The 17,807-nt window shown below is 44.3% G+C and carries 17 protein-coding genes; 8 read left to right on the forward strand and 9 right to left on the reverse strand.

Annotated elements, in window-relative coordinates; all coding sequences use genetic code 11:
- Nucleotides 1-104: 104 nt before the first annotated feature.
- From ABZP31_RS00160 to ubiG, 3 genes are read right to left on the reverse strand one after another with little or no spacing between them, the layout of a single operon-like run.
- Nucleotides 105-851: a YciK family oxidoreductase gene (locus ABZP31_RS00160; protein ID WP_248130237.1), complete on the reverse strand. Its 747-nt coding sequence runs from the start codon at nucleotides 849-851 to the stop codon at nucleotides 105-107.
- 29 nt (nucleotides 852-880) lie between these two features.
- Entirely contained in the window at nucleotides 881-1,576 is a 696-nt protein-coding gene (locus ABZP31_RS00165; protein ID WP_248130238.1) for an HAD-IA family hydrolase, read from the reverse strand.
- A complete protein-coding gene (gene ubiG, locus ABZP31_RS00170; protein WP_248130239.1) occupies nucleotides 1,573-2,292 on the reverse strand; it encodes a bifunctional 2-polyprenyl-6-hydroxyphenol methylase/3-demethylubiquinol 3-O-methyltransferase UbiG in 720 nt (239 codons plus the stop codon). Before ubiG ends, ABZP31_RS00165 begins: the two co-directional genes overlap by 4 nt.
- Before the next feature lie 182 nt (nucleotides 2,293-2,474).
- Between ubiG and ABZP31_RS00175 the strand changes: the two genes are divergently transcribed.
- A complete protein-coding gene (locus ABZP31_RS00175) occupies nucleotides 2,475-3,092 on the forward strand; it encodes a thiol:disulfide interchange protein DsbA/DsbL (protein WP_005023783.1) in 618 nt (205 codons plus the stop codon).
- Between the two features lie 79 nt (nucleotides 3,093-3,171).
- Here the strand turns inward: ABZP31_RS00175 and ABZP31_RS00180 are convergent, their stop codons facing one another.
- Entirely contained in the window at nucleotides 3,172-3,807 is a 636-nt protein-coding gene (locus ABZP31_RS00180) for a TetR/AcrR family transcriptional regulator (protein ID WP_248130240.1), read from the reverse strand.
- 136 nt (nucleotides 3,808-3,943) lie between these two features.
- Nucleotides 3,944-4,579, reverse strand: a complete 636-nt coding sequence (locus ABZP31_RS00185; protein ID WP_026444179.1) for a TetR family transcriptional regulator — start codon at nucleotides 4,577-4,579, stop codon at nucleotides 3,944-3,946.
- A gap of 173 nt (nucleotides 4,580-4,752) precedes the next feature.
- Here ABZP31_RS00185 and ABZP31_RS00190 point away from each other — a divergent pair, with 173 nt between their 5' ends.
- From ABZP31_RS00190 to ABZP31_RS00210, 5 genes are all read left to right on the forward strand, one after another.
- Entirely contained in the window at nucleotides 4,753-5,772 is a 1,020-nt protein-coding gene (locus ABZP31_RS00190) for an iron-sulfur cluster-binding domain-containing protein (RefSeq protein WP_005405358.1), read from the forward strand.
- A 38-nt stretch (nucleotides 5,773-5,810) separates the two neighbouring features.
- Entirely contained in the window at nucleotides 5,811-6,977 is a 1,167-nt protein-coding gene (locus tag ABZP31_RS00195) for an acyl-CoA desaturase (RefSeq protein ID WP_171053922.1), read from the forward strand.
- A 69-nt stretch (nucleotides 6,978-7,046) separates the two neighbouring features.
- Nucleotides 7,047-7,763 carry a ribonuclease PH gene (gene rph, locus ABZP31_RS00200; RefSeq protein ID WP_005017425.1) on the forward strand — a complete coding sequence of 239 codons (717 nt, stop codon included), beginning with the start codon at nucleotides 7,047-7,049 and terminating at the stop codon, nucleotides 7,761-7,763.
- A 284-nt stretch (nucleotides 7,764-8,047) separates the two neighbouring features.
- Nucleotides 8,048-10,210, forward strand: coding sequence for a phosphocholine-specific phospholipase C (locus ABZP31_RS00205; protein ID WP_005405356.1), 2,163 nt, complete (start codon nucleotides 8,048-8,050; stop codon nucleotides 10,208-10,210).
- A gap of 354 nt (nucleotides 10,211-10,564) precedes the next feature.
- Nucleotides 10,565-10,708 (forward strand): hypothetical protein, encoded by a 144-nt coding sequence (locus ABZP31_RS00210; RefSeq protein WP_005404711.1) that lies wholly within the window; start codon nucleotides 10,565-10,567, stop codon nucleotides 10,706-10,708.
- Between the two features lie 8 nt (nucleotides 10,709-10,716).
- Here ABZP31_RS00210 and nadC read toward each other — a convergent pair whose 3' ends face one another.
- Nucleotides 10,717-11,562, reverse strand: coding sequence for a carboxylating nicotinate-nucleotide diphosphorylase (gene nadC, locus ABZP31_RS00215; protein ID WP_005404712.1), 846 nt, complete (start codon nucleotides 11,560-11,562; stop codon nucleotides 10,717-10,719).
- 145 nt (nucleotides 11,563-11,707) lie between these two features.
- Here nadC and ampD point away from each other — a divergent pair, with 145 nt between their 5' ends.
- Nucleotides 11,708-12,286, forward strand: coding sequence for a 1,6-anhydro-N-acetylmuramyl-L-alanine amidase AmpD (gene ampD, locus ABZP31_RS00220; RefSeq protein WP_005404713.1), 579 nt, complete (start codon nucleotides 11,708-11,710; stop codon nucleotides 12,284-12,286).
- 69 nt (nucleotides 12,287-12,355) lie between these two features.
- Nucleotides 12,356-13,897: a murein biosynthesis integral membrane protein MurJ gene (gene murJ / locus ABZP31_RS00225; RefSeq protein WP_005405355.1), complete on the forward strand. Its 1,542-nt coding sequence runs from the start codon at nucleotides 12,356-12,358 to the stop codon at nucleotides 13,895-13,897.
- Between the two features lie 65 nt (nucleotides 13,898-13,962).
- Here murJ and ABZP31_RS00230 read toward each other — a convergent pair whose 3' ends face one another.
- From ABZP31_RS00230 to ABZP31_RS00240, 3 genes are all read right to left on the reverse strand, one after another.
- Nucleotides 13,963-14,652, reverse strand: coding sequence for an FKBP-type peptidyl-prolyl cis-trans isomerase (locus tag ABZP31_RS00230; RefSeq protein WP_005017411.1), 690 nt, complete (start codon nucleotides 14,650-14,652; stop codon nucleotides 13,963-13,965).
- Between the two features lie 46 nt (nucleotides 14,653-14,698).
- Nucleotides 14,699-15,403 carry an FKBP-type peptidyl-prolyl cis-trans isomerase gene (locus ABZP31_RS00235; RefSeq protein WP_005017409.1) on the reverse strand — a complete coding sequence of 235 codons (705 nt, stop codon included), beginning with the start codon at nucleotides 15,401-15,403 and terminating at the stop codon, nucleotides 14,699-14,701.
- Nucleotides 15,404-15,611: 208 nt separating this feature from the next.
- Nucleotides 15,612-17,795 (reverse strand): polysaccharide biosynthesis tyrosine autokinase, encoded by a 2,184-nt coding sequence (locus ABZP31_RS00240; protein WP_005405354.1) that lies wholly within the window; start codon nucleotides 17,793-17,795, stop codon nucleotides 15,612-15,614.
- Nucleotides 17,796-17,807 lie beyond the last annotated feature (12 nt).

The following is a 17,807-nucleotide window of genomic DNA, read 5'->3' on the forward strand; positions in this document are numbered from 1 at the left end:
TGATCTCGTCTATGCCTGTAACCTATTTTGCAATGGCAGTAGTTTAACTTGGTATAGCCTGTTTTTATTTAAGCCCAACAGTGATTCAAAAATAAAATCCGAGACTAATCCTGAGCATCGATACTCTGCCCATTCATATGACGGCTGTCTTCACCCATCAGGTATAAATAAGCCGGCATAATTGTTTCTGGTGTCGCTAGCACTTTTGGATCTTCATCTGGAAAAGCCTTAGCCCGCATGGCTGTTCGGGTGGCGCCCGGATTAATGCAGTTAAAGCGTATATTCGGATGCTGGTTTTCTACAGCAAACAGTTTGCTTACCGCTTCAATAGCAATTTTAGAAACAGAATATGCACCCCAACGCTCACGAACTTCCCGGCCTACACCTGAACTGGCAAAAACTACCGAAGCGTGTTCAGATTTTTGCAGTAGAGGCAATAGGGCCTGCGTTAGTACAAAGGGTGCTCGCAGATTTACCGCCATCACGTCATCCCACACTTCAGCTGGATAATGGGCCAGTTCGATACGCTCACCCAAGATACCGGCATTATGCAAAATTCCATCTAGACGTCCGAACTGTTTATCCAGAATATTGACCAGATGTTCATAATCCTGTGCAGAAGCACTGGACAGTTGTAAAGGTAAAATGGCAGGTTGAGGCGCCCCCAGTGCTTCAATTTCATCATAGATGACTTCAAGCTTGTTCAGGGTACGGCCATGCAAAACAACTGTAGCACCATGCAGGGCATAACTTAAGGCAGTAGCGCGGCCAATACCGTCACCTGCACCCGTGATCAGAATAACCTGATTTTTCAGTAAGTCTGGACGAGGTTGATATTGTGAGTATTTCATAGGCAAACCTCCTCATTATTATGATATGTCTAAAGTACTACGGGTTTTTCTGATTCCAGTTTCAGCAGTTGGCATACCTTCTGCCGCAGTTCGGAAATATCATTCACTATACAATCTGCCTGCCAGGCCGTTAAGTCATCTTTGTGGCTTAACGGTAAATAGCCGTAAGCAGCCAAGATGGTATACATTCCTGCATTACGACCAGCTTCAATATCACGCGGATGATCCCCCACATAAATGATCTGCTCTGCCGGAAGATTGATTTGTCTAGCAGCCAGGTACATCGGTTCCGGATCAGGTTTGGTTCTGGTGACATCCTCAGGGCAGACCAGTACTGCACAGCGTTCTGTTAAGTTGAGGGCAGCAAGTAAAGCCTCGCTTAAGCCACGGGGCTTATTAGTCACAATTCCCCAAGGAATACCTCGAGCTTCCAGTTCATCAAGTAAATAGTACATGCCTTCGAACAGGTCTGTCTCAACCGCAATATCTGCTCCATATAGGTCCAGAAAACGCTGACGGTGTGCCAGAAATACCGGATCATCGACCTCAAGATGCGGATAGACCAGTTTGACCATGGCTCGCGCACCTTCAGACACCTGGGTGCGGATCAGGTCTGCTGCTACCACCTCACAGTTTTCGGCACGGCACATATCCTGAATAATACGGATAAATTCAGCTGCGGTGTCAATCAAGGTACCATCAAGGTCAAACAGGACAGCTTTCATTCTGTGACTTCCTTAACAGTATGTACCATATAGTTGACATCTACATTCGGTGCCAGCCAGTAATGCTTGGTCAGCGGGTTGTAATGCAAGCCAATCATCTGTTTAAGCTCTAGCCCGGCAGCCCGGATGTCATGGGCCAGCTCAGATGGGCGTATAAACTTGTGATAATCATGAGTACCTTTAGGCAACATCCGGAGTAGGTATTCGGCACCAATAATAGCGAACAGATAAGATTTCGGATTACGGTTAATGGTAGAAAAGAACACATGGCCGCCCGGTTTTACCAGAGTCTGACAGGCTTTAATAATAGAAGCCGGATCTGGTACATGTTCCAGCATTTCCATACAGGTCACAATATCATACTGGCCCGCTTGTTCTTCAGCCAGCTTCTCTACCGGAATTTGGCGGTACTCAATATTCTGCACATTTTCCTGCTGGGCATGCAGGCGGCCAACTGCTAAAGGCGCTTCACCCATATCTACACCCAGCACTTCAGCCACACCGCGACGTGCCATACTTTCGGTCAAAATGCCACCACCACAACCTACGTCCAGTACCTTTTTACCGGCCAGGCCACCACTGAGCTCATCTACCCAGTTCAAACGCAAGGGATTGATCTGATGTAAGGGACGGAACTCAGAATGCTGATCCCACCATTTGGCTGCAAGTGCTTCGAATTTAGCAATTTCTTGTGGATCAACATTCAGTTGCGACATGACAGTCACCTCATTATCCGGTTAATGATCAGGAATAAAATATTCAGACTTAGTGTAGCGTTAATTCCAGAAAAAGCGATAAAAGCTGTAAAAAAGTTCACAGAAGGAAAACGATTCTGGCATATTTAATTTATAGTGAGCTCATAAACTCGGCATAACAATTCAGAGGAATCTCAGCGTCAATGAAAAAGTTTATTTTAGGTAGTTTGTGTACTGCTGTAATGGCATTTTCAGGTAGTGCCATGGCAGCCAATTTCGTAGCAGGCAAGGATTATACCGTAGTGGCCAATCCTGTTAAGGTTGAAGTACCGGGCAAGATCGAAGTCCGTGAGTTTTTCTGGTATGGCTGTCCGCACTGTTTTAAGCTTGAGCCGCATATGCAGGCCTGGCTTAAAAAAATACCTAAAGACGTACGCTTTGTACGTACTCCGGCTGCCATGAATAAAGTCTGGGAACAGGGTGCACGTGGCTATTATGTGTCTGAGGCACTCGGTGTACGCCAAAAAACACATCTGCCATTATTCCATGCAATTCATGTCAACAACCAGCAGATTTTTGACCAGGCTGCTCAGGCGAAATTCTTTACCAAGTACGGTATACCAGAGAGTAAATTCAACAGCATGTTTAACTCTTTCTCGATTACCGGAAAAGTGGCGCAATCTAACCGTCTGGCGCAGCAATACCAGTTAACTGGTGTACCTGCTGTAGTTGTAAATGGTAAATATATTATTCAGGGTGAAGACGCTAAAGTTACCCAGGTGCTTGATTTCCTGATTAATAAAGAGCGTAAAGCCAAATAGTCTATAGTTATTTAATTATTTAAGCCGTTTTCTGTCAGGGCAGGAAACGGCTTTTTTATAGATAGTATTTAAACTGAACTTAAAGTAATTCGCTGTCCAGCTCGAAAGCATCCAGATTAATCGGTTGGCTTGGTAAAGAAAGTGCCTGATTGATATAAAGCTGAATCAATTTTTTACGTGAACCGATAGAACGCTGATAGTAACTAGAATTAAGTAATAGGGCTGCACCATAAGTCAGGGACCAGATATAAGACAGATAGTCACGGATCGACATATCATAGTTTAATGATTTTAAATATTGTTCGGTGACTTCACGAATGGCCAGAATCCGTTCCTGCCGTACCTGATACAGCTCTTCAAAGAGTGTATTCAGACCGGATGCAGTCATGGTCAGATGTTCTTCAAGCTGGTGCAGTAAAATGGTACGGCCAGGCGCAAGCAGGTGATGCAGCATATAGGCAGGAGCATATTCTCTAAAGTTACGATAAGGTGCACGGGAAATTTTCAGCAGTTGTCTTTCATTCTGGATCACCAGTTCCAGTAATAACTCATTTTTACTTTTAAAATGCTTGTACAGTGTACCTTTGGCAATATCCAGCTCTGCAACCAGTTCATCCAGTGTAATTTCCTGATTATTTTCCAGTAGTAGCTTCTCTGCTGCCTGAAGAATGCGTTCTTTACGTAATAAAAATTGTTTATGGCGCTCTGGATTCATGCCTGTTTTCCGTTCCTTGCCGATGGCTATACTGTAGCAGTACTTACCTTACTGTAAAATTAAACTATTTGTTGAGATAACAGAAAGCCAAAAGCCGGGTGATAGTAATTTTTGTGTTAAAAATTGGTGCTTGGCACTATGTCCAGTTAGATACACCACGGAACATAAATCGTAATTCGGTCGCAGCCTGCTGCATAAACTGTTCCTGCTGTTCCTTCAAGGCCAGTCCACTATTCTGGCGTGACAGACTGATCCAGGTCATGGCCCAGGTAAAAGAGAGATTGGTAAGAATAGTAGAAAGTACCTTAAGGTCATTTTCATCCTGAATATGTTTGAGGCTTTCAATCCGGCGCAGGTCATTGACCAGATCATCAATTAGAAATTCAATTTCACGGCCAATCGCCTGGCGAACGACCTTGGAACCGCCCCAACGTTCAGAAATCATAAAAATCCAGGGTTCAGGATTCTGGTCAACTGCCTGAAAAAAGAGTTGTAAGGTATTCTGTGATTTACTGCCGAGCTGTGACAGATAAGCCAGACCCAGCTGATGTAACACTGTTTTTAAATGCAGCGCAACCTGATCAAGCAGCTCCTGACCTAAATGGTCCATATCCTGAAAATGCCGATAGAAGGCGGTTGGCACTAAACCAACCTCACGTGCGACTTCACGCAGGCTGATACTGCTAAATGAACGACCAGAAGTACTCAGGCGCAATGCCGCATCCAGTAAGGCCTGACGACTCTGCTGCTTTCGTTCATCACGTATCGACATCATGCTAACCCAAAATTACTTTGTGCAAGAGTCTAGCAAAAAATAGCTACTTTTAAACGACGAATATCAGTGTACAGGTGTTGACTGAATAATAGAAAAGCGTATAGTGAACAATTGTACACTTAAAGAACGTTTGTTCACTCAATAAATAGCTAGCATAAAGAGGAACACCGATGACCGCACAAATGCAATACAAGCCACAATGGATACGTGAAGATTTTGTAGACTTTCTTCTGGAAAAGGTTGACCCGATGTTGGCCTTAAAACGGATCAAGGCGCAAGTCATTAGTGTCTATCCTCTGGCCGCCGACATGTACCGGATCAAACTGAGACCCAGCCACCGGTTTAATACACAACAGTATTGTGCCGGGCAGTCGGTTCTTGTCACAGTTGTAGTAGAAGGTATACGTTTACAGCGTAGTTATTCGATTATCGCTATAGATGCTGGTACGCTGATATTAGGAGTTAAGGTGCAGGGACGGGTTTCCCGGGCCATGTCACAGCTGAAAAAAGGCGAGGTAATTGAAATATCGCAGCCACAGGGTGAGTTCTGTCTGCATGCTGGTCAGGAGCCTGCTTTACTGATTGCTTCCGGAAGCGGAATTACAGCTATTTATGCTCTGTTACAGCAAGCCATGACACAAAAGGTAAGACAGATCGATCTGCTGTATTTTAGCCGTGATACTGTCCTGCATAATGAAATCCAGCAATTAGCAGAGGCCTATCCGCAGCTCAACTATCATTTTATCAATACTACCCAGCAGAAACAGCATCTGGACCTGGCTTTACTCAAGACTATTGTGCCACATTTTGCCCATACTCACAGCTATGCCTGTGGTACGCCAGGCATGATGCAGGCGGTACAGTATATTTATCATGGGGCACAGGCAGAGGACTGGTTACATCAGGAGTATTTCCAGCCAGTCATGGATGAGACCCTAGAAGCCCAGCCAGTCAGGTTCATACGTTCACAGCAGGCATTTGAGGCCAAAGGTAATCTGCTAGACAGTGCAGAACAGGCCGGTTTAAGACCTGCGCACGGTTGCCGTATGGGAATCTGTAATACCTGCACCTGTACCAAGGTCAGTGGCTCAACCAGAAATCTGCTGACCGGTGAAATTGATCATGGTAACAACGTTCAGATCAAGCTTTGTATCAGCCAGGCAGTCAGTCCGCTTGAGATTAATCTCTAGAATCAAAAAATTAAAAATATTGGAGAGCCCTTATGAACATGTCCATACAGTATCCACTAAATTCTAAATCCCGCCATTTAACACCTGAAGAAATCCAGCAGTTTGGTGCAAAAGTAGATGCAATCCGCCGTGAAGTTATGGATAGTCTTGGCGAAAAGGATGCGGCGTATATCTATAAAATCCGCAACTTCGTCCGTTATAGTGAAATTACTTCACGTGGCATGCTGATGTTTGCCGGCTGGATACCACCAGTCTGGCTGGCTGGAACCACCTTGCTGGGTATTTCCAAAATTGTTGAAAATATGGAACTGGGTCATAACGTGATGCATGGCCAGTTTGACTGGCTGAATGACCCGAGCCTGAACGGGGAAAATTATGACTGGGACACCATCTCGACGGGAGATGACTGGAAATATACCCATAATTATGTGCACCATACCTATACCAATATTGTCGGTAAGGATCATGATGTCGGTTATGGATTGCTTCGGGTCAGTGAATCACAGAAATGGGAGCCGCGCTTTCTATTTAATATTCCACTGGCAATCCAGCTTATGGTGTTTTTTGAGTGGTATGTGGGTGTACAGAACCTGCATCTGGAAGATGTACTGGTCTATAAAACCAAAACCTGGAAACAGGTCTGGCAAGATGCAGCAAAACTGCGCCTGAAAGTCCGCCGTCAAGTACTTAAAGACTATATCTTCTTTCCATTAATCGCCGGACCGAATGCCTTACCAGTTTTTGCCGGAAATGCGGTGGCCAATATAATTCGGAGCCTGTGGGCCTCCGCGGTAATTTTTAACGGCCATTTTACTGAAGATGCTGAAACCTTCGAGCCAGACAATACTGAAAATGAAAGCCGGGCAGAGTGGTATTTACGCCAGATTCGTGGTTCAAGTAATTTCAGTGGCACGGAAGGGCTGCATATTCTGAGCGGTAACCTGAGTCACCAGATTGAACACCACCTGTTTCCGGATATGCCGGCTAACCGCTATGCCGAGGTGGCGCCGAAAATTAAGGCTCTGTGTGCGGAATATGGCATTCACTATAATGAAGCGAGTTTTATGCAGCAGTTTGCGAGCGTATGGGTCCGGCTGGCGAAATGCTCTTTACCGGAAGGTAGTCTGCAAAAGGTCAAGGCAGGCCGCTGGAAGGAAGCATTTACCTTACTGAAGAACCGCTTTTCGAATGAGCACAATTTGTAGCTGCACGGGAAAGAGATGCATCTGCTATAATAGCGCGCAATCAATTTTGAGCCAGCTATAGGATGGATTATGCGTATTGACCAGCGTGCCCTAAACCAATTACGTGATGTCAAAATCACCCGCAACTACACACGTTATGCCGAAGGCTCAGTATTGGTTGAGTTTGGTCATACCAAAGTATTGTGTACAGCCAGTATCGATAATTCTGTACCTCGCTTTTTAAAAGGTCAGGGTCAGGGCTGGGTAACTGCTGAATACGGCATGTTACCGCGCTCTACCCATACTCGCAGTGACCGTGAAGCGGCACGCGGCAAGCAGAGTGGCCGTACCCAGGAAATCCAGCGCCTGATTGGCCGTAGCCTGCGTGCAATGGTCGATCTGAAAAAACTGGGTGAAAATACTATTACTATCGACTGTGACGTGATCCAGGCTGATGGCGGTACGCGTACAGCAGCCATTACTGGAGCAGCTGTTGCACTGGTAGATGCCATGAATGTGTTGCTCGAGCGCAAAAAAATCAAACATGATCCCTTAAAAGGGCTAGTTGCGGCTATTTCTGTCGGCATGTATCAGGATGAGGTGTTACTGGACCTGTGTTATGAAGAAGATTCAAACTGCCAGACTGACCTGAATGTGGTAATGACTCAGGCAGGTGAATTTATTGAGATTCAGGGGACTGCAGAAGATAAGCCATTTACCCGTGCCCAATGCAATGCCATGCTGGAGCTGGCAGAACAGGGAATTAGCGAGCTGATCAAGAAACAGCAGGAAGCGCTGGGCTGGTAAGCTGCATGTTCTATTCAAAACGCATCTTCGGATGCGTTTTTTATTTCATGGAAATGACATCAAAATATAACGTAAACGTCATTGGTTTTCAGTATTTCTAGTCCTTACTTCTTTATTGGGTAATGGACAATGCATAAATTATTTTTAGTTTTAATCATAACCGGCAGCCTGCTGCTCAGTGCCTGTAATGAAGATGAGGCCGACTCCGGCACATTAGTGCCTTCACCCTCTGGATGCAAAATGCACTGTGCCCCTTAATCTCTGGACAAACAGCAGGACTTAAAATGGACCGTCGTGAATTCTTATTAACCACCAGTAAAACCTTGTTTGGTACTGCCGCTCTGGCCAGTTTTCCGCTCAGTATTCAAAAAGCTCTGGCAATCGATGCCAAAGTAGAGACAGGTACGCTGCAGGACGTCAAACATGTAGTTATCCTGACGCAGGAAAACCGCTCCTTTGACAATTATTTTGGTACTTTAAAAGGGGTCCGTGGTTTCGGGGACCGTTTTACCATTCCCTTGAAAGAGGGCCGTTCAGTCTGGGAGCAGTATGATGCCCAGCAGAACAAAATTCTGCCTTATCATCTGGACAGTACGAAAGGTAATGCCCAGCGGGTCAGTGGTACGCCACATTCCTGGTCAGATGGACAAGCAGCCTGGGACCATGGCCGTATGGGAGACTGGGTCAAGCATAAGCAGCCACAATCCATGGGGTATTATAAAAAACAGGAACTGGAATATCAGTTTGCCTTGGCAGATGCTTTTACCATCTGTGATGCCTATCACTGTGCCATGCATGCAGGAACCAATCCGAACCGCAAATTTATCTGGACTGGTACCAATGGCCCAACTGGAGCAGGTGTAGCCAGCGTGGTAAATGAATTTGATGGACTGGGGCCTTCAAGTGAAGGCTATGAATGGAGTACATATCCTGAACGTCTACAGCAGGCGGGAGTCAGCTGGAAGGTCTACCAGAACATGCCAGATAACTTTACAGATAATCCGTTAGCCGGTTTTAAACAGTATCGCCGTGCCAATGAGCAGTCTGGTCAGCCCGTCAGTCACAGTGACTTGAAAAGTCCGGCATACGATGCCAGAATTGATGCCAGTCAGCCGCTTTATAAAGGTATTGCCAATACCATGCCAGATGGCGGGTTTCTCGGCAGTTTTAAAGAAGATATCCAGCAGGGTCAGTTACCACAGGTGAGCTGGATAGTAGCGCCCGCAACTTATAGTGAACATCCCGGGCCTTCCAGCCCGGTACAAGGTGCATGGTATATCCAAGAAGTTTTAAATGCTCTCACAGAAAATCCGCACATCTGGAGCCAGACCGTATTATTGGTCAATTTTGATGAAAATGATGGCTTCTTTGACCATATACCATCGCCGAGTGCGCCCTCAAAAGATCAGACTGGCCAGTTACAGGGCAAAACAACCTTAACCGAGCAGCAGCTTTCTTATGAATATTTCAATCACCCTGCGGTGGCAGGTTCCAAATCACAACCCAAGCCGGATGGCCGGGTATATGGTCCAGGCGTACGTGTGCCATTGTATATCCTTTCACCTTGGAGCCGTGGTGGTTGGGTAAACTCACAGGTTTTTGACCATACTTCTATTTTACGTTTTCTGGAACAGCGCTTTGGAATACAGGAACCCAATATCAGCCCTTACCGCCGCGCAGTCTGTGGTGACTTGACCTCCGCCTTTAATTTTAAAACTCCTAATCTGGACATTCTACCTGAGCTGCCTGGGCAGAAATCCAGACAGGAAGCAGATGCAATCCGTCTAAGGCAGGCCTTGTTGCCACAGCTGACTGTACCGAAAAACCAGAACATGCCACTACAGCAGACTGGTATACGCCTGTCACGTGCCTTACCCTATATTTTGCACTGTAGCGCCAAGGTCGAACTGGCCCGACAGCAGGTTCAGCTAATTTTTTCCAATACCGGCGAGCAGGCAGCAGTTTTTCATGTTTATAACAAGCTTGATCTGGAAGCTATTCCGCGACGTTATATGGTAGAAGCAGGGAAACAGCTAGACGATATCTGGTCTGTACATGACGGCAGATATGACTTGTGGGTACTGGGACCAAATGGTTTTCACCGGAGTTTTCAGGGGAATCTTCACAGCAAACTTTATAGTGAAAGTCTGCCTGAAATTCGGATATGTGTAGAAGAGTGTGAACCAAAAATATATCTAAAACTCAGAAGTGACGGTCAAAAAACAGTAAAGCTGGTGATTCAGGCCAATGCCTATTTAAACAAGTCCTGGCACATAGAAACCCGCGCGGCGGAAACCGAGCTGTTACTGGATATGAGTGAATGGTACGGCTGGTATGATTTTACAGTCAGTCTAGAAAATGAGCCCGAATTCAAACGCCGCTTTGCCGGACGGATTGAAACAGGAAAAGATTCTTACTCTGATCCATTTATGGGTTATTCGGTTTAATCTTAACTGGCTGGCTATAATGTTTATTTAAACCGGTTATAGCCAGTACTTTTCCTGCTTTGAGCACACTCTTCCTTTTTGGCTCTAACCAGAGAGTTCAAAAGAACAGATGATATAAAAGAGCATCTAAAGAGTCTAAAATAAAAAGATAATCTATTGAAATTTATAATTTTAACCCCATATATGATATAAATTAGCCTTCTTAACTCAAGGCGATGCAGCAATTTATTCAACCCTACAAAATATAACCAATAAAATACATAGAAAGGCTTAAACCTGCGTCGCAGTCCATCTGAATAAGTTAATGTATTTTATACCTTTTCATTATGACCTAACCTATAAGGAACTATACTTTTGCTGAAACTGTTTATTATTTTAATTTCTTTTATTACATTCGCATTAATGGCCTGTGATCCACGCTCCCAAGAAAAAAATACGGCTGAATCAGCCTGGCAGACAGCCGAAACTGCCGACCAGAGTGAGGAAACTGTTAATTAATGGCTGTATTAGCCATTAAAACGCATCGATAAATCAACAGCTTTTATATCTTTGGTCAGGGCACCCATCGAAATATAATCTACGCCTGTCGAGGCAACTTCTCGCAGATTTTCCAGTGTGATATTACCTGAAGCTTCCAGTTTGCAGCGTCCCGCTACATGTTGAACCGCATCCTGCATTTGCTGAGTGCTAAAATTATCCAGCATGACAATATCTGCACCAGCGTTTAAGGCCTGATTAAGTTCATCCCAGGTTTCAACTTCAACTTCAACTGGTTTACCAGGTGCAATGTCATGGGCTTTAGCAATAGCTTGGGCAATACCGCCAGCTGCCATAATATGATTTTCCTTAATCAGGAAAGCATCAAACAGGCCTAAACGGTGATTTTGCCCACCACCCACTGCAACTGCATATTTCTGGGCAATACGTAGCCCAGGCAGAGTCTTGCGGGTATCAAGAAGCTTGGTATTCAGCCCGTTAAGTCGCTGAACATAGTCGGCTACCTTGGTTGCAACAGCTGATAAAGTCTGAATAAAGTTTAGGGCAGGGCGTTCCACAGTGAGCAGACTGCGTGCAGAGCCAGCCAGTTTTAAAAAAGCCTCATTCGCCTGTACCCGGTCACCATCATTTTTTAGCCAGATTACCTCTACCTGAGGATCATAAGTCTGAATCAGGCTATTCACCCAGGGCTGTCCTGCCAGTATCATATCTTCCCGACTGATAATGGTTGCAGTTGCCTGTTCATCTTCAGGCGTCAATAAAGCCGTGATGTCACCCGTACCGATATCTTCCTGCAGGGCCTGCTGGATATTGATCTGAATCGACTGTTCAAGCAAAGAGGCAGGAATGCTCATATAATTTCCGTATCGTGATGTACCCATAAAAATTGTGCGATATATTAGCATTGTCCCACTGGAAAGAGACAGTTTTTCATCCTGCTTTTCAGCGTCCAAATCACCGGTTCAGGCACACCTACAGATTTTCTAAACGGATAAATTTATGCATACAGCTCCCACATTTCAGGTAATTGACGGAAAATTAATAGGGGCCAGACAGATCAGCTCTCCCAATTTTAACCAGCGTCCCGAGCCATGTGAAATCCAGCTGATTGTCGTGCATAACATTAGCCTGCCACCGTCACAATTTGGGGGGGACTATATTGAACAGTTTTTTCAGAACCAGCTTGACTGGAATGCGCATCCTTATTTCCAGACCATTCGCGGTATGCAGGTTTCAACCCATCTCTTGATCCTGCGTAGCGGTGAAGTCCTGCAGTTCGTCAATTTCAATGATCGTGCCTGGCACGCGGGTCGCTCCAGCTATCTGGGCAGGGTAGAGTGTAATGATTATTCTATCGGAGTTGAACTTGAGGGCAGTGATGATACTGAGTTTTGTGAGATTCAATATCAGGTGCTGGCTGAAGTGACGACTGTCCTGCAACAGGCTTACCCTAAAATTGGCCAGCATATTGCCGGCCACAGCGATATTGCGCCGGGACGAAAAACTGATCCAGGGCCTCATTTTCACTGGGCACATTTTAGGGAATTATTAAAGCAGAAAAAGCAGTCATCTTATTGATGATTTTACAACGCAATTTTACTGCACTTTCATTACAATAACGTCTTTCTTTTTGGCTTGGGTAGATACATGGCGCTGTGGCGATCGACCTTTATTGTAAGTGCAATGACCATGCTGTCACGGGTACTGGGACTGGTACGTGATGTGGTCCTGCTTAATGTATTTGGTGCTGGCAAGGATTTCGATACCTTTGTGGTGGCCTTTCGTATCCCTAACTTTTTCAGGCGTCTGTTTGCTGAAGGTGCATTCTCACAGGCCTTTATTCCAGTTTTAACTGAATACAAAACCAGTCGTACTCATGCTGAAGTCCAAATTCTGATTAGCCGGGTTTTTGGCTGCCTGCTGACGGTCATGACGCTATTAACCTTTATCGCGATGGTAGCAGCACCGGCTATTCTGTATATCTATGCACCAGGGTTTCACGATGACCCGGCCAAGTTTGATTTGGCAGTCGACATGTTCCGCCTGACTATCCCTTACCTGATGTTTATGTCACTGACGGCTTTTGCCAGCAGTATTTTGAACAGCTATGGTTCTTTTAGTACACCAGCTTTTTCACCTGTACTTCTTAATGTCGCGATGATTGCTGGGGCTTGGTGGCTGACACCGTATATGGCTGAGCCAATCATGGCATTGGGCTGGGCTGTGGTTGTCGCTGGTATTCTACAACTGGCGATTCAGATACCGGAACTATGGCGTAAAAAACTGCTGATTCCACCTAAAGTGGATTTCAAGCATGAAGGGGTAGAACGTATTCTTAAACTGATGCTGCCAGCACTGTTCGGGGTGTCAGTTACCCAGATTAACCTGTTACTGAACACCATTTGGGCCTCCTTTATGCAGGATGGTTCGGTCTCATGGCTGTATAGTGCCGAACGGATGACTGAATTGCCGCTGGGTCTAATCGGTGTCGCGATTGGTACGGTGATCCTGCCTTCACTTTCAGCCCGTCATGCCGAGCAGGATCAGACCAAATTCCGTGGCATGCTGGACTGGGCAGCCCGCGTAATCATGCTGGTTGGTATTCCAGCCAGTATTGCGCTGTTTATGCTCTCTACACCGATCATTCAGGCATTATTTGAGCGTGGTGAATTTACTTGGGAAGATACCCAAATGACAGCACTGGCACTGCAATGTATGAGTGCGGGAGTAATTGCCTTTATGCTGATTAAAGTCTTTGCACCCGGCTTCTATGCCCAGCAGGATACCAAGACTCCAGTCCGTGTTGGCCTGATTGCAGTTGCAACCAATGCTATATTGAATATAGTCTTTATTGGATTTTTCAAACTGATCAACTGGCATGCAGAGCATATGGCGCTGGCATTGGCCTCTTCAGGTTCTGCACTTGCCAATGCCGGTCTGCTTTACTATTACCTGCATAAACGTAATATTTTCCGCTTCGGTAGCCACTGGAAAAAGCTATTTATACAATTTGTGGTCGCCAACACCATAATGGCGACTGCCTTATGGTTTGGCTTACAGTGGTATAACGGCGAGCTCTCACAGTGGTTACGTGTGGCTGAAGTGGCAGGACTGTGTATAGTCGGAGTTCTAGCTTATGCTATTGGTTTGCTGGTCAGCGGTTTTCATCCTCGCCAGCTCAAGCATTAAGCCAGTTTTACTACGATATAAATAAAAAACCGCCTCTATATAGGCGGTTTTTTATAGAACAGAAATTAAGGTAAAATTTGCAAAAGCTCTACATCAAAAATTAAGGTACTATTCGGTGGAATAGCGTCACCGGAACCAATTTCGCCATAAGCCAGCTTGGCTGGAATAAAGAAACGGCTTTTACCGCCTTCTTTCATGGTCTGTAAACCCTCAGACCAACCTTCAATGACCTGGTTCAGCTGAAAATCTACCGGTTGGCTACGTGCAATTGAACTGTCAAACACGGTACCATCCAGTAAACGGCCTTCATAATGTACTTTGACCTGTGAGGTTGGCTTGGGAGTTTTTCCCTGCCCCGCTCGAATAATTTGATATTGCAGGCCAGATTTGGTGCTAATAATACCAGGCTTTTTCATATTTTCTGCTAAGAATACTGCACCGGCCTGCCCATTTTTGGCAGCCATCTTCTGAAATTCAATCAGCTGTTCAGCTTCCGCCTGCTTTTTATATTGAGTTAAGGCTCGGGCCATTTCCTCTTCAGTCAGACGGGCAGACTTGCCTTCAGAACCTTCTTTTAGACCCTGAATAAAAGCTTCCAGATTAAGGTCTTTCAAGGTATCTGCATTGGTACGACCCATGACATAGCCATAGCTATAACCCAGCTGGTCTTTTTGTGGACTTTTATTGGTCACAGGTAACGCCCAGACAGAGAAGCTGGCCGAGATTAAAATAGAAGCGAGCAGTGTTTTTTTCATAAAAAATCCTGAAGGGTGAAGGGCAATCAGACCCTCCTGTGCATTATTATTGTACTTTAAGCAGCTCTACATCAAAAATCAGTGTGCTGTTCGGTGGAATCGTACCAGGTACGCCTTGTTCACCATAACCAAGTTTAGCAGGTATATACAAGGTAGCCTTGCCGCCTTCTTTCAGTAATTGTAAGCCTTCTGTCCATCCCGGAATGACCTGGTTTAAAGGGAACTCGACTGGCTCACCACGGTCATAAGAGCTGTCAAATACTTTTCCATCTGTCAGCTGGCCTTTATAGTGAACTGTCACACGGGAAGTAGCAGTAGGCTGCTTGCCTGTACCCTCTTTAACGATTTTATATTGCAACCCTGAAGCTGTAGTCTGTACACCAGCTTTTTTGGCATTTTCAGTCAAAAAGCTGTTACTGTCAGATTCAGCTTTTTGAGCCTGTTCAAGCTGTTTTTTCTGCATATCTTGCTGGAACTGCACATACGCTGCCTGTAGCTCTTCTTCAGTATAAGCTGGCTTGGCACGGGCGTGTCCCTGACGGATACCAGTTACAAAACTGTCAACATCAAGTTCTGGTGGAGTTTGATGTGCAACTTCATAGCCCAGCGCATAACTGATTTTCTGGATTGAAGAGGCATCTTTGCTAACATTACCGGTATGCGTCACAGGATGCTGGCTGGCATAGTAAACAGGGATCAGGGCAGCACCGCCGAGGATAACAGCAACAGCAATAGGTAAGGCTTTACTCATAAAGGGCGTTCCAGTTCATTTTATCTTTTAACATAGACCATGGGATAATCAGGTCATCTAACTCTTTTAGCATAGAATATTTTGCAATCAAACAATATGTTTTTTCTGTGCATTAAAATCCTACTTTAAACTTGTATAACAATCTATCTACTACCGTAAAATAAAAAGCCGGAATAAACTCCGGCTTTTAAATTATTTCAAAAATGATCTAATCATCTTTTTTTGCCTGATAAGCATAAGCATAGTTATAACCATAACCATAACCTGCCGCAGTACGCTGAATATCGTTCAGTATAAAGCCATTAACTTTTACGCCTGCCTGCTCAAAGCGGTTCACTGTAATCTCCAGCTCTTTCATTTGTGTTTTAGCATGGCGGGCAATAATCAGGTTTACACCACTATATTGAGAAATAATAATTCCATCAGTCACGGCCAGTACCGGTGGAGTATCAATAATAATATGATCATACTGACTGGAAAGTTGCTCTAGCATTGTACCAAAAGCTGCAGAGCTTAATAATTCAGAAGGATTAGCCGGACTTTTCCCCCGACTCATCATATATAAATTCTTAATTTCAGTCTCATGAATTGCATCAGATAGATTATTTTGCCCATTTAGATATTCAGACAGTCCTGGCTGTGTATTTACATTAAAATACTTATGCAGATAGCCACGGCGCATATCTGCATCAATCAGCAGAACACGCTTGTGGCTCTGTGCAAAGATCACTGACAAATTCGTAGAAATAAAAGATTTCCCCACTTCCGGTGCAGGTCCTGCGATCATGATGATATTATTTTTGGCATTGGCCAAGGCAAAGTTGACGGCAGTACGCAAGCTGCGCAGGCTTTCAATGGCAATGTCATCACTATTCTTAACTGCGAGAATAGGAATATGTTTTTTCTTTTTAAGAAGCTTAATACGGCTCTCCTGTACAGGTGAGCGAGGAACAGTTGCGTAAACAGGTAAGTCTAATTCATTTTCAATTTGACTCGAATCTTTTACGCCTGAGCGCATCATATTACGTAATAAGGCTAACAGTGTACCAAGGAAAGCACCTAAGAATAGAGAAAGTATAATAACCTGTAATTTTTTAGGTTTGATTGGTCCTAATGGTTCAACTGCAGTATCAATAATACGGACGCTGCCAATTTCACCAGCTTTGGCTACGCGTAGTTGCTGATAAGAATTAAGCAAAGTGGTGTAGAGTTGCTGGTTTACTTCAACTTCACGAAATAACTGTAAGTATTGACGTTGTAATTCAGGTAGTCGTTTTAATGTACCATTCAATTCATTGATTTTATTATTTACTGCACCAAGCTGGGCGTTAATTTCACGCATTTGCGGATGTTCAGCAGTATATTTAGCTGCCATCTCTGCCTGTTTCTGCTGCAGCTCTATTTTTTGGGTTTCTAACGTAATGCTCTGAGTTAAATATAATTCAGACTCTTTAGTGACATCAACCGTATTGAAACGTTCACGGAAATTATTAAATTCACGTTCAGACTTATCCAGTTGGCGTTTTAGATCAGGCAGTTGCTCATCTAGGAATTTTAAAGTTTGAGCTGTCTCTGCTGTACGTCGCTCAATATTTTGTTGACTATACGCCGTTAATATCGCATTTAGGACCTGTGTAATATACTGCTTATCTGTACCTTCGTAATTCAATCCTAGAATACCAGACTGTTTACCCTTTTCTGCTACAGAGAAAGGGGCTGAAATAGTATTTACTGCGGCTGGTAAGGAAAGTTTTTTAATATTATAGGTATCTGCTAACTGGTCCTTACTATATATAGTAACTTTCCATAAACCATATTGAGAATTAAACTGATTGCTACGGTTGAGCATACCTTTAAAGATTGGCTCATGCGTTATCGTATCAGTTAAAATAAAATTATTATTCTCGAAAGTTAGATGTAGATTTCTGTCTAAGTAATAAGAGGGCACATCAAATTGACGGAGACTAAAAGACTTATTCCCGTCTTTAAAAACAACTGATTGATTAGAATATTTAGTTTGATATTCAGGCTTATGAAGTAAACGTTGTATAAAACTGTCTTCAGTACTTGAAATCTGCACATCAAGATTTAAAGAATGGATAACATTACCGAGAATTAATCGAGATTTTAAAATTTCGATTTCTGCCTGTGCTGGAGATTTTTGTTCAACCATCTCAGACAGATCGCCTAATAATGCTGCAGAAGCCCCTTTTTTATCTTCCACTTGCACCATGGCATCAACTTGATAAATATTCGGTGTAGTCCTGAGGTAAAGTAAAGCACAAACTAGGCTTAAAATCGTACAGAGGGCAATCAACTTCCACTGCGCAATCAAGGAAAAAAACAGTTCCTTTAGGTCAATGGTATCTTCAGTGGTGGTATTTTGGCTCATAATTCTTGGTTC

The sequence above is a fragment of the Acinetobacter sp. FL genome (assembly GCF_040744925.1).
Classification (GTDB): domain Bacteria; phylum Pseudomonadota; class Gammaproteobacteria; order Pseudomonadales; family Moraxellaceae; genus Acinetobacter; species Acinetobacter radioresistens.